The sequence below is a fragment of the Oerskovia enterophila genome (genome assembly GCF_044748475.1).
In the GTDB taxonomy this organism is placed as follows: domain Bacteria; phylum Actinomycetota; class Actinomycetes; order Actinomycetales; family Cellulomonadaceae; genus Oerskovia; species Oerskovia enterophila.
Genome location: NZ_JBIVFZ010000002.1, coordinates 795,036 through 809,752, shown reverse-complemented (window position 1 = coordinate 809,752; position 14,717 = coordinate 795,036). Strand labels below are relative to the sequence as shown.

15 protein-coding genes, 1 tRNA gene and 1 other RNA gene are annotated in these 14,717 nt (G+C 71.8%); 9 read left to right on the top strand and 8 right to left on the bottom strand.

Annotation, left to right across the window (positions count from 1 at the left end):
* The first annotated feature begins 100 nt into the window (after nucleotides 1-100).
* The 3 genes from ACIPWA_RS08140 (at nucleotide 101) to ACIPWA_RS08130 (ending at nucleotide 3,220) form a co-directional block, all read left to right on the top strand.
* Entirely contained in the window at nucleotides 101-709 is a 609-nt protein-coding gene (locus tag ACIPWA_RS08140; RefSeq protein ID WP_400289369.1) for a hypothetical protein, read from the top strand.
* A 65-nt stretch (nucleotides 710-774) separates the two neighbouring features.
* Nucleotides 775-1,698, top strand: a complete 924-nt coding sequence (locus tag ACIPWA_RS08135) for an LLM class F420-dependent oxidoreductase (protein ID WP_197487150.1) — start codon at nucleotides 775-777, stop codon at nucleotides 1,696-1,698.
* A gap of 208 nt (nucleotides 1,699-1,906) precedes the next feature.
* Nucleotides 1,907-3,220 (top strand): uracil-xanthine permease family protein, encoded by a 1,314-nt coding sequence (locus ACIPWA_RS08130; RefSeq protein WP_400289368.1) that lies wholly within the window; start codon nucleotides 1,907-1,909, stop codon nucleotides 3,218-3,220.
* 336 nt (nucleotides 3,221-3,556) lie between these two features.
* Here the strand turns inward: ACIPWA_RS08130 and ACIPWA_RS08125 are convergent, their stop codons facing one another.
* The 6 genes from ACIPWA_RS08125 to ACIPWA_RS08100 all read right to left on the bottom strand — a co-directional run bounded on the left by ACIPWA_RS08125 (nucleotide 3,557) and on the right by ACIPWA_RS08100 (nucleotide 8,906).
* Nucleotides 3,557-4,165 (bottom strand): GNAT family N-acetyltransferase, encoded by a 609-nt coding sequence (locus tag ACIPWA_RS08125; RefSeq protein ID WP_400289367.1) that lies wholly within the window; start codon nucleotides 4,163-4,165, stop codon nucleotides 3,557-3,559.
* Between the two features lie 112 nt (nucleotides 4,166-4,277).
* Complete coding sequence (locus ACIPWA_RS08120; protein WP_400289365.1) at nucleotides 4,278-4,976, bottom strand: LytR C-terminal domain-containing protein; 699 nt, start codon at nucleotides 4,974-4,976, stop codon at nucleotides 4,278-4,280.
* A gap of 9 nt (nucleotides 4,977-4,985) precedes the next feature.
* Nucleotides 4,986-5,297: a type II toxin-antitoxin system VapB family antitoxin gene (locus ACIPWA_RS08115; RefSeq protein ID WP_056645031.1), complete on the bottom strand. Its 312-nt coding sequence runs from the start codon at nucleotides 5,295-5,297 to the stop codon at nucleotides 4,986-4,988.
* A 114-nt stretch (nucleotides 5,298-5,411) separates the two neighbouring features.
* Nucleotides 5,412-7,079 carry an ABC transporter permease gene (locus ACIPWA_RS08110; RefSeq protein ID WP_400289364.1) on the bottom strand — a complete coding sequence of 556 codons (1,668 nt, stop codon included), beginning with the start codon at nucleotides 7,077-7,079 and terminating at the stop codon, nucleotides 5,412-5,414.
* Nucleotides 7,076-8,044, bottom strand: coding sequence for an ABC transporter ATP-binding protein (locus tag ACIPWA_RS08105; RefSeq protein WP_400289363.1), 969 nt, complete (start codon nucleotides 8,042-8,044; stop codon nucleotides 7,076-7,078). Before ACIPWA_RS08105 ends, ACIPWA_RS08110 begins: the two co-directional genes overlap by 4 nt.
* Before the next feature lie 133 nt (nucleotides 8,045-8,177).
* Nucleotides 8,178-8,906 (bottom strand): TetR/AcrR family transcriptional regulator, encoded by a 729-nt coding sequence (locus tag ACIPWA_RS08100; protein ID WP_400289361.1) that lies wholly within the window; start codon nucleotides 8,904-8,906, stop codon nucleotides 8,178-8,180.
* 188 nt (nucleotides 8,907-9,094) lie between these two features.
* On the opposite strand from ACIPWA_RS08100, the gene ACIPWA_RS08095 reads away from it, so the two are divergent.
* Both ACIPWA_RS08095 and ACIPWA_RS08090 read left to right on the top strand, forming a co-directional pair.
* Complete coding sequence (locus ACIPWA_RS08095; protein ID WP_056645039.1) at nucleotides 9,095-9,283, top strand: PspC domain-containing protein; 189 nt, start codon at nucleotides 9,095-9,097, stop codon at nucleotides 9,281-9,283.
* Between the two features lie 83 nt (nucleotides 9,284-9,366).
* A complete protein-coding gene (locus ACIPWA_RS08090) occupies nucleotides 9,367-9,936 on the top strand; it encodes a hypothetical protein (protein ID WP_400289360.1) in 570 nt (189 codons plus the stop codon).
* A gap of 45 nt (nucleotides 9,937-9,981) precedes the next feature.
* Here ACIPWA_RS08090 and ACIPWA_RS08085 read toward each other — a convergent pair whose 3' ends face one another.
* Both ACIPWA_RS08085 and ACIPWA_RS08080 read right to left on the bottom strand, forming a co-directional pair.
* The gene (locus ACIPWA_RS08085) at nucleotides 9,982-10,485 is read right to left on the bottom strand and encodes a DUF6584 family protein (RefSeq protein WP_400289359.1); all 504 of its coding nucleotides are present in this window, start codon (nucleotides 10,483-10,485) and stop codon (nucleotides 9,982-9,984) included.
* A gap of 94 nt (nucleotides 10,486-10,579) precedes the next feature.
* Nucleotides 10,580-10,665 (bottom strand) — tRNA-Ser (locus ACIPWA_RS08080).
* A 185-nt stretch (nucleotides 10,666-10,850) separates the two neighbouring features.
* On the opposite strand from ACIPWA_RS08080, the gene ffs reads away from it, so the two are divergent.
* The 4 genes from ffs (at nucleotide 10,851) to ACIPWA_RS08060 (ending at nucleotide 14,605) form a co-directional block, all read left to right on the top strand.
* Nucleotides 10,851-10,947: signal recognition particle sRNA small type (ffs, locus tag ACIPWA_RS08075), an RNA gene on the top strand.
* 575 nt (nucleotides 10,948-11,522) lie between these two features.
* Entirely contained in the window at nucleotides 11,523-12,416 is an 894-nt protein-coding gene (locus ACIPWA_RS08070) for a MetQ/NlpA family ABC transporter substrate-binding protein (protein WP_056645045.1), read from the top strand.
* 246 nt (nucleotides 12,417-12,662) lie between these two features.
* Nucleotides 12,663-13,946, top strand: coding sequence for a methionine ABC transporter ATP-binding protein (locus ACIPWA_RS08065; RefSeq protein ID WP_400289358.1), 1,284 nt, complete (start codon nucleotides 12,663-12,665; stop codon nucleotides 13,944-13,946).
* A complete protein-coding gene (locus ACIPWA_RS08060) occupies nucleotides 13,943-14,605 on the top strand; it encodes a methionine ABC transporter permease (protein WP_056645046.1) in 663 nt (220 codons plus the stop codon). The genes ACIPWA_RS08065 and ACIPWA_RS08060 overlap by 4 nt, the downstream gene beginning before the upstream one ends.
* Nucleotides 14,606-14,717: the final 112 nt, after the last annotated feature.

Sequence of the window (14,717 nt, the reverse complement as noted above, 5' to 3'; positions counted from 1 at the left end):
TCGACCCTACGGTGCCACGTGCGGAACGTGCGGTGCGGGGAAGAGCGCCGACGTGTGATCTGCTGTCCTGAGTCCGATCCACGCATCACCGGAGGTTCCCATGGCCGTCGTCGTCAACGTCTCCCACCGCTACCCGCGCACCGGGTCGCGCGACGAGCAGCTCGCGGTGGTCCGCGGTGACTGGCCCGTCCCTGAGGTCGACACCGCCGAGGCCTTCGCGGACTCCGACGACGCGCAGGAGCTCCTCGACGCCGCCGACGTCCTGGTCGCCGCGGCGAGCAACGAGATCGTCGACGTCCAGCGCATCACGGGGCTCCAGGTCGACGAGGGCGGGCACGTCCGGTTCGAGACCGCCGACGAGCCCGCGCTCGCCGGGCTCGTGGGGCGGCGCCTGCGCGTCGGGGCGGCCTGGGAGCCGGGCGAGAGCTGGCCCGTCAAGCTCGTCGAGGCGTCGCGCGACCTCATGGAGTACCTCGACCTCGCGGCACCGGTCGGCGGGGCGGTGTCCGAGGCGCAGGCCTCGACCGACGAGCACGAGGCGTCGGAGGCCGGCCGTGCGTCCGACGCGCCCCATGCGGCGGGCGCACCGGGGGCCGACGCCACGCGCGAGCTCGGCGGCTTCCGTCTCTCGCTGACCGACGACGGCGACCTCGTGGTCGTCGCGCCGCCGGGGCGCTCGGTGACCGTGGTCGCCGCGCAGGTCGGCTGAGGCGCCGCGGGCCCCGGGCCCGCTCTCGGCACCCCCGGCGACGTGGCAAGGTGGAGGACATGACGATCGACCTCCGCATCTTCACCGAGCCTCAGCAGGGCGCCACCTACGACGACATCCTCGCGGTCGCACGCGCCTCGGAGGAGCTCGACTTCGACGCGTTCTTCCGTTCCGACCACTACCTCGTCATGGGCGACGGCGACGGGCTCCCGGGCCCGACCGACGCGTGGACCACGCTCGCGGGGCTGGCGCGCGAGACCAGCCGCATCCGCCTCGGGACCCTCGTGACCTCGGCGACCTTCCGGCACCCCGGGGTGCTCGCGATCCAGGTCGCGCAGGTCGACCAGATGTCGGGCGGTCGCATCGAGCTGGGACTGGGGGCGGGCTGGTTCCCGCAGGAGCACACCGCGTACGGCATCCCTTTCCCGGCCAAGCGGTTCGGGATCCTCGAGGAGCAGCTCGCGGTCGTCACAGGCCTGTGGGAGACCCCCGTGGGGGAGAAGTTCAGCTTCGCGGGCGAGCACTACACGCTCACGGACTCGCCGGCGCTGCCCAAGCCCGTGCAGAGCCGCATCCCGGTGATCATCGGTGGGCACGGCCCGCGCCGCACCCCGGCGCTCGCGGCGCGCTACGCGACCGAGTTCAATGTCGCGTTCCCCGACCCGGGCGTGCTGGGCGACCGCATCGAGAACGTCCGCGTGGTCTGCCAGGACGCGGGCCGCGACCCCGACGACCTGATCTACTCCGCGGCCTTCGTGGTGTGCGTGGGCAAGGACGAGGCGGAGTTCCGTCGTCGCGCCGCAGCGATCGGTCGTGACCCCGAGGAGCTGCGGACGAACGGCATCGCGGGCACCGTGGCCGAGGCGGCGGACAAGCTCGCGGCCATGAGCGAGGACGGGGCGACCCGCTTCTACCTGCAGGTCCTGGACCTCGCGGACCTCGACCACCTGGAGCTCGTCGCGCGTGAGGTCAGGCCGCAGCTGAGCTGAGCGCCCACTCCGGCCCGACGGCGGAGCGCACCTTCGTGGAGAAGGTGCGCTCCGCCGTCGGGCGTCCGGGGGCGGCCGGTGGTGCGCGCGTGCGAGAGGGCTGTGGGACGGGGCTGTCCACGGCGTACCGGTCGGTCACGGAGCGGGCGTACCGGGCAGTACCCTTCCCTTCGGCACTTCACCAAAACTTCACGATCGGAGCCCCCTCATGGCAGCACTCGGCTGGAAGATCCACGGAGACGGGAAGCGCGTCGAACCCGGCGCCGTGGTCAGCACCGACGAGCGCCTGAGCTGGCCTCGCACGATCGGGATCGGCATGCAGCACGTCGTCGCGATGTTCGGCGCGACGTTCCTGGTCCCGCTCCTGACGGGCTTCTCGCCCGCGACGACGCTGTTCTTCTCGGCGATCGGGACCATCGGGTTCCTGCTGATCACGCGCAACCGGCTCCCCAGCTACCTCGGGTCGAGCTTCGCGTTCATCGCCCCCATCACCGCGGCGAGCGCCTCCGGGGGCCAGTCCGTCGCGGTCGGCGGGATCCTGGTCACGGGCCTGGTGCTCGCGCTCATCGGCGTCGTGGTGCACTTCGCCGGGCCCCGGTGGATCGACGTGACCATGCCGCCCATCGTGACCGGCACGATCGTCGCGCTCATCGGCCTCAACCTGGCGCCCGCCGCGTGGAACAACTTCAAGGTGTTCCCCGTGACGGCGTTCGTCACCCTCGCCTCGATCATCCTCATCACGGTGCTCTTCAAGGGCATCATCGGTCGCCTCGCGATCCTGCTGGGCGTGATCATCGGCTATGTCGTCGCGACGATCCGCGGCGAGGTCGACTTCGCCCCGGTGTCGGACGCCTCGTGGCTCGGCCTGCCCGAGTTCGTGACCCCGACGTTCGACGTCGCCGTCCTGGGCCTGTTCGTCCCGGTCGTCCTGGTGCTCGTCGCAGAGAACGTCGGCCACGTGAAGTCGGTCGCGGCCATGACGGGCAAGAATCTCGACGACCTCACGGGCCGTGCGCTCTTCGCCGACGGTCTCGCCACGACGTTCGCGGGCATCGGCGGTGGGTCCGGCACCACGACGTACGCGGAGAACATCGGGGTCATGGCCGCGACGCGCGTCTACTCGACCGCGGCCTACTGGGTCGCGGGCGTGACGGCGCTGGTCCTGAGCATGTCCCCGAAGTTCGGGGCGCTCATCGCGACGATCCCTGCGGGGGTCCTGGGCGGGGCGACGACCATGCTCTACGGCATGATCGGCATCTTGGGGGCGCGCATCTGGGTGCAGAACAAGGTCGACTTCTCCGACCCGGTCAACCTCACGACCGCGGCCGTGCCGCTCGTCGTCGGCATCGCGAACTTCACCTGGGTCATCGGGGACGTGACGTTCGAGGGCATCGCGCTCGGTACGGCGTCGGCGCTCGTGATCTACCACGTGATGCGCAACATCGCCCGGTGGCGCGGGACGTCGCAGGAGCCCGCGAGCCCGGCGTCGGTGCCGGGAGGCGAGGAGATGGCGGACCGCTGACGGCCTGCCGTTGACGGCCAGCCGGGTCGCCGGGCGCCGGGTCGCTGGCCGTCGACCGACCGCCGTTGACCGCCAGCCGGGTCGCTGGCCGCCGGCGTTCGCGGTGGACCCGGTGCGCACGCGGGTACCCCGCCGTCCGCGAGATGCGGCCAACGGGGGTCTGGGAGAAATCCTGACCCCCGTTGGCCGCATCTCGTGCGTGGCGGGTGGAGGGAGGTGCTCGACGAGCCGCGGGTTCGGTGCCCCCGAGGTCGGGGAGGTTGCCTGGCGCGCCGCGGGTTCGGTGCACCAGCGGCCAGGGGGGTCGGTGCCCCCGCGGGTCGGAGCGTGAGAGGACTAGAGCTTCAGCCCCAGCACGTAGCCCTGCGGCACCGGCAGGCGCTCGAAGCCGAGGTGCTCGTAGAACCCGATCGCCGACGCGTTGGTCTCCGAGACGCCCAGGTGCACGCCCGGGACACCGCGCTCACGCAGCGCGTCGAAGAAGGTCTCGAGGAGTCGGCGGCCGTTCCCCCCGCCCTGGGCCGGCGGGAGCAGGTCCACGTGGAGGTGGGCCGGGTACAGGTCCACCACGTCCTGCTCCGCGGGTCCGCGTGAGTGGATCTGCGCGACGAGCCCGTGGTCCTCCGAGCCCGCAGGGAACGAGTCCAGAGGGTAGCGTTCGCGCAGCTCCGGCCACCACTCACGCTCGCAGCGCGCCTCGAACTCCCGGGTGTCCGCGGTGCCGATCACGTAGCCGACAGCTCCCGTGCCGTCGTCGACCACGAACGCCAGGTCCGGCTCGAGCGCCAGGTAGGCACCGAGGTAGACCTCGCCGAGCAGGCGGGGGTCGCGGTACCTCGCGGTCGCGTCACCACCGTCGGCTCCTGTCCGCAGGCAGATGTCGTACAGGCGCTCGACCTCGGCGGGGTCGGTGACGCGAGCGGGGCGGAGGGGGAGCGAGGCCATCGTTGCAGCGACCGTTCAGGAGCAGGGACGAATCAAAGACCGGGCCAGACAGTAGCGCCGAACCCTGTACGGGGCCAACGCATTCCCGGCAGGGACGCGAGGCGCCCGGGCGTCAGCCTTCGGCAGGGGCATCCTCGGCAGGAACCTCTTCGGCGGGCACGTCGGCTGCGGGCACCGGCGGGACGTAGGTGGCCCGCGGCGTGAGGGTCTCGACCGCGACGCAGTCCTTGCGGCTCTCGAGCGGGATGGTGCCGTCGAGGCCGACGAGCTCCTCGTCGACGAGGTTCTCGAAGTCCTTGCCGAGCACCACGTCGACCGAGGCGTCCGCCCGGTCGTCGAGGACGAGCACAGGGGACGGGTAGTGGGCCGCGAGCGTGTATGCCTGCGCCACCCCGGCCAGGCCGTACGAGATCTGTGTGACGTTCTGCGTGGTGTTGGTGCCGTCCGGGTTCTCGAGGTCTCCCAGCAGGACGACCGTGAAGCCGCGGTTGGCGAGGATCTCCTTGTTGGCCGCGCCGAGGCCGCCCTTCCCGGTGCCGTTGAAGACGCGGACCTGGACGTCGGCGTACGCGACGGGCAGCGTGCCCTCGGGCAGGCAGGGGGACTTGACGTCGGTGAGCTCGTCGTCGACCTGGATGGTGGTGAAGCCCTTGTTGAAGGGGGCGTCGACGGCGCCCGTGTACACGGCCAGCGCGCCGATGCCGATGATCACCAGGAAGGCGACGAGCAACCCGAAGATCACGGCCTGGCGTTCGTGCATGCGCCGTCGTCGGACGGTACGGGAGGTGTCGGGGCCGGGCTGCGTGGTCACGCCAGCAACCTACCCGACCGCAGGGGCGTTGAGCATGAGCACACGGGCGTGCAGGATCGCGCGTTGCTGCAGAGCCGCCCGGACGGCACGGTGGAGACCGTCCTCGAGGTAGAGGACACCCTGGTACTCGACGACGTGCGCGAAGAGGTCCCCGTAGAACGTCGAGTCCTCCGAGAGGAGAGTCTCCAGGTTCAAGGTGCCCTTGGTCGTGACGAGCTCGTCGAGCCGCACCTGGCGGGGTGGGACGCTCGACCAGTCCTTGGGCGTCACCAACCCGTGATCGGGGTACGGGCGCCCCTCGCCGACGGCCTTGAAGATCATGCGGGCCAGTCTAGGGCGGGGGCCGAGCGCCCGGCGCTGGATGTCCCGCGGTGGCCCACAACTCCACAGGCCCCGCACATCCGGTCCAGGTACGGGCCGGGTCTCCCGTCGCGCTCACGCACCGCTCACGTCCCGGCGCCCGAACCCGACGTAGGCGACCGCGAAGAGCGCCGCGGCCACTGCCGTCAGTGCGAGCACCGGGCCGAGCGCGAACGGGTCGAGGGGGACCTGGGGCACGTGCGTGAAGGGCGACAGGTCGCGGACCCACTGCGGCAGGCCGAGGAGATCGCCCAGCTGCCCGACGACGAGCACGAGCGTCACGATCCCCCAGCCCAGTGCGACGAGCCGCGGCCACCACCCGTAGAGGACCAGCACGAGGCCCGCGACGACGAGCGCCGCCGGGACCTGCACGAGCCCGGCTCCGACGGCGTCCGCGAACGCGCTGCTCCACCCGCCCGACACCAGCGCGTGCCCCAGGCCCGTCATGAGCCCCGACCACAGCGGGACCGCGACCACCCCCGCGACCGTCATGACCACCGAGGCCGACAGGTAGCGGGTCCGCGAGACCCCGGTCGCGAGCACCAGCTCGGCTCGCCCGGACGTCTCCTCGGCGTGCAGCCGTGAGACCGACGTCACCGCGAACGCCGCGGCCGCGATCCCGACGAACCCCATGATCGCGACCTGGAAGACCTGCGCGAGAGCGCCCGCCCCGCCGAGCTGCTCGATGATCTGCTGCATCTGCGGCGACGACCCGGCGATGTCGTCGACCGAGTCCAGGAGAAACCCGACCAGCAGGCAGTAGGCGCCCACGCCCAGCGCCCACGATGCGACGCCCGGGAGCTGGAGCCGGCGCGTGATCGCGAGGGGGCTCGTCAACGAGGCCGACCCGGCGGGCCCCGGGCGCGGTTGCACGAGCCCTGCCCCGAGGTCGCGACCGAGCGACGTGCGCGCCGAGACCGCGACGCACACGACGAACAGCGCGAGGCACAGCAGCGCGGGCCCCACGGCGTTCGCCCCGAACGGGTCGATCTCCTGGACCCAGCCCACGGGCGAGACCCAGTGCAGCCAGTCGGCCGACGCCTCGATGTCGGCCACGCCGCGCAGCGCGTACCCCGCGACGAGCAGCAGCACGCCGATCGTGTTCGCGGTCCGCGAGGACGTGGCGACCTGCGCACAGACCGCCCCGATCCCCGTCCCTGCCAGGCCGAGCGCAGCGAACTGGAGGCCGAACGCGACGGACGAGACGCCGTCGGCTCCTTGGGCCACGAACATCGCGGCCATGAGAGCGCCCGTGAGCACCGACATCCCGGCCGCGACGAGGACGCCCGTCGCGAGCGGCGCGAGCGGTCCCACCCGGGCTGCGCGCACGAGCTCGAGCCGTCCGGTCTCCTCCTCCTTGCGTGTGTGGCGCACCACGGTGAGCACCGCGAGCACGCCCAGGACGAGGATCATGAAGAGCCCCACGCGCCACGCCGTGGTCGAGGCGACCGACCCGGTGTGCTCGAGCGGGCCCAGCAGCGCCAGGAACGCACTGTTGGTACCCATGCTCGCGGCGAGCTCGTCGCGCTCGGCCTGCGTCCCGTAGACGGTCGCGACCGACGAGTACGTCACCGCGACCATGAGCAGCACGACGACGACGTACACGGGCAGGACGACCCGGTCGCGCCGCAGCGCGAGCCGCACGAGCGACCCCGTCCCGGCGAGCGCGCGGCGCAGCGACAGGGGCGGGGCGCCCACGCGGAGGGTGGTGGCCTCCGGGCCGGCGGGAGCGAGCGCGGTCATCGCCCGTCCTCGCCCTCGAGCAGGGCGAGCTCGTCGCCGTACTGCCGCAGGAAGAGCTCCTCGAGCGAGGGGGGCTCGATCGTCAGGCCGTGCGGCTCGAGGTCCGCGAGGGCGTGCGTGATGTGGGGGAGTGCGTCGTCGTCGACGTGGAAGGTCAGGTGCGTCCCGTCGACGGTCAGGTCGTGCACGCCGTCGAGCGCGGCGAGCGCAGCGGTCGAGGGGGCTCCTGGACCGACGGTCACGACGACCTTGGAGCGCGTGAGGTGCCGCAGCTCGCGCAGGGTCCCGGACTGCACGGCCCGGCCGCCTCGGATGATCGTCACGGTGTCGCACAGCGCCTCGACCTCGGCCAGGATGTGGCTCGAGAGCAGGACCGACGTGCCGCGTGCGGTCGCCTCGCGCACGCAGTCCTGGAAGACGGACTCCATGATCGGGTCGAGGCCCGACGTCGGCTCGTCGAGCACGAACAGCTCGGCGTCGGCGCTCAGCGCCGCGACCAGCGCGACCTTCTGCCGGTTGCCCTTGGAGTAGGTCCCGGTCTTCTTGGTCGGGTCGAGCTCGAACCGCTCGAGCATGCGGGCCTTGCGGCGCTCGTCGACGGCCGCGCCGCGCAGTCGCAGCAGCAGGTCGATCGTCTCGCCGCCCGAGAGCTGGGGCCACAGCGTGACGTCGCCCGGGACGTAGGCGAGGCGCCGGTGGAGGGACACGGCGTCGCGGAACGGGTCGCCGCCCAGCAGGGTCGCGGTGCCCGAGTCGGGGCGCAGGAGGCCCAGCAGGACCCGGATGGTGGTGGACTTCCCGGCGCCGTTGGGTCCCAGGAAGCCTGCGACCTCTCCGGCGCGGACGGTCAGGTCCAGGCCGTCGAGGGCCCGGGTCGTGCCGAAGGACTTGTGCAGGTCGTGGATCTCGACGGCCGGTCCGCGGGTCGTGGAGGAGGCGGGGGTCGTCCGTGCGGTCGTGGTCATGGTTCCTCGTCGAGGAGGCGTGGGCTGGGGAGGGGAGAGGCGGGTCCGGGCCGCCGGCGGGCGGGGGACGTCCGTGCCCGACGGCGCAGCTCGCCGGGGCGAGCGGGTGGCGGTCCGCACAGGTCGGAGAGGGCTACGGGTCCGGCGCCGAGGGGGCGGGCTCACCGGGCGGCGGCTCGGCGTACCGGAGGTACGCGTCGAGGAGCGTGCGGTCGGTCAGGAAGCCATGGGTGAAGAGCTCGATCGACGGCAGGCCCATGCGGTCGACGTAGCCACGGACGATCGCGCCCGTGTCGGTGGGGTCCGTCGGCGGGTGGAGCGTGAGGTCGAGGAGGATCGTGCCGAGCGACTGCGTGACGAGGTACCGCGCACGCGCGGTCTCGTCGAGCGAGGGCCTGATGGTGCCGGCGGCGACGCCGTCGGCGATGTACGCGGCGGCGTCCTCGACCATGCTCTCGACGAACGAGCGGGCGAGGTCGCCGCCCTCCTGGAGGCTGCGCAGCACGTAGCCGAGGACCGGGCCGTACTCCTCGACCGACGAGAGCTGTGCGAGGACGTCCATGGGGCTGCCTCGGGAGCCCGTCTCGTCGCCCAGGACGTTGCGCTTGTTCTCCCGGATCAGGGCGAGGACGTGCTCGTCGCACGCTCGCCGCAGGCCGTCCTTCGATCCGAAGTGATGGATGACGAGGCCCGCGCTGACCCCGGCGTCGGCGGCGAGCGTGCGCAGCGGGACGCGGAAGCCCTCGCTCGCGAAGCGGGCCAGGGCCGCGTCGCGGATGCGAGCGCGAGCCGTGAGGTCCGAGGGGTCGGCCGCGGGCTCTGCCGCGTCGACCGCGGGGGTGCGCGATGGTGCTGAACGCATGTTCAACACGCTAAACACTTGTTCAGCCCGGTACAAGAGGGGCAGGCGTCAAGGAGTCGTCAAGGTCGACAGGGATGCGGGTCCGCCGCAGGGATGACGACCGAGCCCTTGCGCGAGGGGTGCGAATCAGGGACGGACCAGGGGAGTCCCCGATGTGCGCGCGACGAGGCCCGGCGTACCGTCGAAACATGAGCCACATCCTCGCCAGACCGCGCCGCGGTGCCGTGATCGCCGGCGTCTGCGCGGGCCTCGCCCGCCGCTTCGACATCAGCCCGACGCTGGTCCGCGTGCTCGCGGTCGCGTCCTGCATCCTGCCGGGACCGCAGATCCTCCTGTACATCGTGCTGTGGATCGTCCTCCCGCGGGACCCGGAGTGAACCGACCCTGACGAGAAGAGGTCCGTCGTGACCTCGCTCTGAGGGTTTTGTCCAGTGCCGCAGCATCGTGGCACCATCCGAGGGTGCGCTCCCACCCGACTCGAACCGCCCTGCTGCCCCTTGCCCTCGGCCTCGTCGTCGCGGCGCTCGCGGGATGTGCCTCGTCGGCGTCGCCCGTCGCCACCGCGGACGAGACCCCAGCGGCTCCGGCCGCGGGTCCCGCTCCGACGTTCGACAGCGCGACGACCGAGGGAGCGCTGCTGCTGACCGCGGCATCGGAGCTCGACGAGGCGATCCTGCCCGCGGGCTTCCGCTACGTCGAGACCGTCGACATCGACCTCTCGGGGTCCACGAGCTCGATCTACGTCCAGGGTCAGCCCGAGGAGCAGGGTCCCGGTCTGTACGTCCACGCGGTCCCCGAGGGCGTCGACGTCGAGTACCTCGGCGACGACTGGGCACCCGAGCCGGTCCCCGAGCTCTCGGTCGACCTGGCCGTGACCGTGGTGTCCGACCCGGAGGGGGAGGAACGGTCGGTCGTGTCGATCGAGGCGCCCCCTGCCGGGACGGTGCGGCTCATCGGTGACGGTGTGGCCCGTGACGAGCTGATCGGGATGGCGGGGAGGCTGCTCGACAGCCTCGGCGACGAGGGCTGACGACTCGACCGCACCCCGGGCGCGGCGGTGGCGCAGCGACGCCCTCTAGAAGATCCAGCCGACGACCGTCCCCGCGCCGATGATCACGAGAGCGACGAGGGCGACGCCCAGGATCAGGCAGCCGACGGCGAAGAGGTCCCGCCACCAGGGGTCACCCGCCTCGCGACCGCGATCCGACCAGTCGAGCGTCCTGCCGGCCTTGGCCTCGGCGCGGCCACGGACGTCGAGGAGCCGCAGCCGTGCCACCTCGGTGGTGGCGGCCTCCTCGGAGGAGCGCCAGCGCAGCGCGCGCATGATCCGGACCGGGTCATTGCCACAGGCGCGCTCGAACGCGGCCACCTCGCCCTCGTCGCGATGCTCGCTCAGGTACGACCACCGTCCGGCCTCGACGAGGTCGCCGTCCAGGCGGCAGACGTCGGCGAGGCGTTCCCGCGCGTCGAGCCGGTGCGGCAGGCTCCGGACCAGGCTGCTCAGCCTCGTGCGCGCCATCGTGACGTCGCCGACGCGCAGGTCCTCCTCGACCCGTGCCAGGGTCCGTTCCACGGTCATGGGGTGACTCTAGGGCCTGGCTTCCCGCGCCCTGTCCACCGGAGTCCGTGCTCGACGAAGGGCCCGCAGCGCACGCTGCGGGCCCTTCGTTCTGCGGAGGATGGGGGATTCGAACCCCCGAGGGCTTTTAACCCAACACGCTTTCCAAGCGTGCGCCATAGGCCACTAGGCGAATCCTCCGTGCTGCAGCGTCGACCCACGCGGGGCGTCAGGCAGCGTGTCGAGAATACCGGACGGACGCCCAGCGGCCGAATCGGGCCGCTGGCCCCCGGGCTGGCGCGGTTCTGGGGCCTCGCGGCAGGTGGCGAGGAGGGATGTGCCGGGGGCCGGTTTCTGACGACCGCCCGTCCTGGGCTAGGCTGGGTCCAGACCCCTCGTGCGGCACTATCTCACTGAACTCCCCCAGGGCCGGAAGGCAGCAAGGGCAGGTGGGCTCTGGTGGGTGCACGGGGGGTCCTTGCATGTCCGGACACCGCCGCAGCCTGTTCCGGACCTCGGCCTCGAGCCATGCCCGACGACGGCGCTCGCCTCGGACGGCCAGGTGTGGCCTGCGCCACACCGCATGGGTGGAAGAGCCGCAAAACGGTACAAACTTCCGTCGATGGACCAGGATGCGGACGAATTTCCGTCCAGCATCTGGAATATCGACCGATGCAGTGGTTTTGGGACGCCGAGCGTGCGCATCATGGAGCCATGACCCGCCCCACGAGCACCGAGCTCACGACGCACCGCGCAGCCCCCTGCTGCCGAATGTCGTGTCGCTCCGTCCTGCGTGGCGCCGGTCGAATGTGCTGTCAGCTCTGACCTGACCCCAGCACCGCACCACCCGCCACGAGTGCAGCCCGGAGACGACCGGAGCCCGCGCCGGAGCGCCCTGCTCATCCCTTCCTGACCACCGACCACCGGTGACGTGTCCTCGCGACCCGTGACCCGCCGTCGGGCAGGAGGACGTTCCACCCGTCACCCCCGTCACCACCACGACGCCCCCACGGACGCCCCGCGACAACCGCCGGCGCCCGTCACCGGAAGGACAGACCATGCTCCGCAAGAACCTCACCCTCGCTGCGATCGCGGCCACCGCAGCCCTCACGCTCGGAGCGTGCGCCACGACCCCCACCGACAGCGGTGCCTCGGCGAGCAGCGCCGACGACGTCGTCAAGATCGGCGTGGTCGGCGCAGCCGACGACAAGTGGGCCGTGTTCGAGAAGGTCGCCAAGGAAGAGGGCCTGAACATCGAGATCGTCGACTTCGGCGACTACCAGCAGGCCAACCCGGCGCTCGCGCAGGACCAGATCGACCTCAACCAGTTCCAGCACCTGCAGTTCCTCGCTGGGTACAACGTCGAGGCCGGGGACGACCTCCAGCCGATCGGCGCCACCGCGGTCTACCCGCTCGCGCTCTACTCGTCCAAGCACACGGCGCTCGAGGACATCCCCGCGGGCGGCGAGATCGCGGTCCCCAACGACGCGACCAACCTCGCCCGCGCGCTCCTCGTCCTCCAGGAGGCCAAGCTCATCGAGCTCAAGGACGGCGGCAGCTCGCTGTCGACCGAGGCCGACGTGCTCCCGTCCTCCAAGGTCAAGGTCACACCGGTCGACGCCGCGCAGACCGCGATCTCGCTCCAGTCCGTCGACGGCGCGATCATCAACAACGACTTCCTCGAGGACGCCGGCCTCAAGCCCGAGGACGCCCTGTTCCAGGACGACCCCGACTCGTCGGCCTCCGAGCCCTACATCAACGTGTGGGTCGCCCGTGCCGCGGACAAGGACGACGAGACGCTCCTGAAGATCGCCGCCCTCTCGCAGAACGAAGAGGTCATCGCCGCAGAGAAGAAGGCCTCGGGCGGCACCGCGGTCATCAAGGACAACTCGCCCGCCGACCTCCAGGAGATCCTCGCGGGGATCGAGGAGAACTACCGCGCCCAGGGCTGAGCCCTCGGCGTGAGCCACCGGTGCCCGACGGCGTCACTCACCTGACGTCGTCGGGCACCGGCGTGCTCCCGCCCGCCCCGGGCGATGCACGCGCTGCTCTCGCCCGCGGGCCCCGGAGCCTGTTGGATGAGAGCTGTCCGCACGCGCTGGCCGCACGGCCACCAGGCCGCAGCCCCTCCGCACCCCGTCGGCCCACGGCTCTCACGAGGAGCCCGGTCGCCCCACCCCCGCACGAGAGGTTCCTCCGTGAGCACCACCTCGGACACGATGGTCCGTTTCCGCGACGTGACGAAGGTCTTCGGGACCGGTCCGTCCGCCGTGGCGGCCGTCGACGGCGTCACCCTGGACATCGAGGCGGGTGAGATCTTCGGCGTCATCGGCTACTCGGGCGCGGGCAAGAGCACGCTCGTCCGGCTCATCAACGCGCTCGAGCCCGTCACGTCGGGCAGCGTCGTCGTGGACGGGGACGAGGTGAGCGCGCTCTCCGAGCGCGAGCTGCGTCCCGTGCGCGCGAGCATCGGCATGATCTTCCAGCAGTTCAACCTCTTGTCCTCACGGACCGTCGCCGGGAACGTGGCCTACGCGCTCAAGGTCGCGGGCTGGGACAAGCCCCGGCGCGAGGCCCGCGTCGCCGAGCTCCTCGAGTTCGTAGGGCTCTCCGACAAGGCCAAGGCCTACCCGTCGCAGCTCTCGGGCGGGCAGAAGCAGCGCGTCGGGATCGCCCGCGCGCTCGCCACGTCGCCCAAGCTCCTGCTCGCGGACGAGGCGACGAGCGCCCTGGACCCCGAGACGACGCGTGACGTGCTCGCGCTGCTCCGCCGCGTCAACGCCGAGCTCGGCGTGACGATCGTGGTCATCACGCACGAGATGGACGTCGTGCGCTCGACGTGCCACCGCGTCGCGGTCATGGAGCACGGCAAGGTCGTCGAGGTCGGCGAGGTCTACGACGTGTTCTCCTCGCCGCAGGCCACCGCGACCAAGAAGTTCGTCGGGACGGCGCTGCGCGACCGGCCCGGCCCCGAGGCGCTCGAGCGCCTGCGTCGCCGGCACCCCGGGCGCCTCGTGACCGTCGGGGTCCACGAGGACGGGACCTCGGGCGCGAGCCTGACGCGGCTCCTGCGAGAGCACGGGCTGGACGGCTCCGTGGTGTTCGGCGGGATCTCCGAGATCGGGGAGCGGCCCTTCGGCTCGCTCACGCTCGAGCTCGCGGGGGACGACGCCACGATCGCGGCCTTCCTCACCGAGCTCGCGGCGACCACCGACGTCGTGGACCTCGGGACCGCCGCGGACCCGCGCGACGACCCGCGCGTCGTGGCCGGGGCGAGCGACGAGTCGGGCGAGGCCGACGACGTGACCGGGGCTCCGCCGTCGGGCCGTGCCGACGAACCCGACCCGCGCGACGCGTGGCAGAGCGAGAGGTGGCCCGGGACGGGCAGCACCGGGATCTCAGGGCTCGGCCGCCCCGGCACCCAGGGAACCCAGCCCGGTGACTTCGGCAACGAGCCCGGCACGTTCGGAGGCAAGCGATGAACCGCGACTGGTCCACCCTGTGGCCGATCCTGCTGTCCTCCCTGGGCGAGACGCTCTACATGGTCTCGATCGCGCTCCTCGCGGGCGGGATCGGCGGCCTGGTCCTGGGGCTCGCGCTCTACTGCACGCGCAAGGGCAACCTGCTGGCGAACAGCGTGGTGTTCAACGTCCTCAACGTGCTCGTCAACATCGTCCGACCCATCCCGTTCATCATCTTCCTGACGATGATCTACCCCGTGACGCTCGCGGTCGTCGGGACGACCATCGGCACCGAGGCGTTCATCCTGCCGCTGTCCGTCATGACGGCGTTCGGGACCTCGCGCATCGTCGAGCAGAACCTCGTGAGCATCGACCCGGGCGTGGTCGAGGCCGCGCGCGCCATGGGCGCCTCGCCGTGGCGGATCATCCGGACGGTGCTCATCCCCGAGGCTCTCGCGCCGCTCATCCTGGGCTACACGTTCATCTTCGTGGCCGTGATCGACATGTCGGCGATGGCCGGCTACATCGGCGGTGGCGGCCTGGGCGACTTCGCGATCCGGTACGGCTACCAGCGCTACAACTGGGCCGTGACGGCCGTGACGGTCGTCGTCATCATCGTGATCGTGCAGGTCGTGCAGTTCTTCGGCAACTGGCTCGCGCGCAAGGTCCTGCGGCGCTGAGGCGCCGCCGTCGGCGGGCCGACGCTCCGTCGACGGACCGACGGCGGGGCCCCGGGCAGCACACCTGGGGACCCGCTGTGCGGGCTGTCAGCCACGCCGTCTAGAGTTGCCG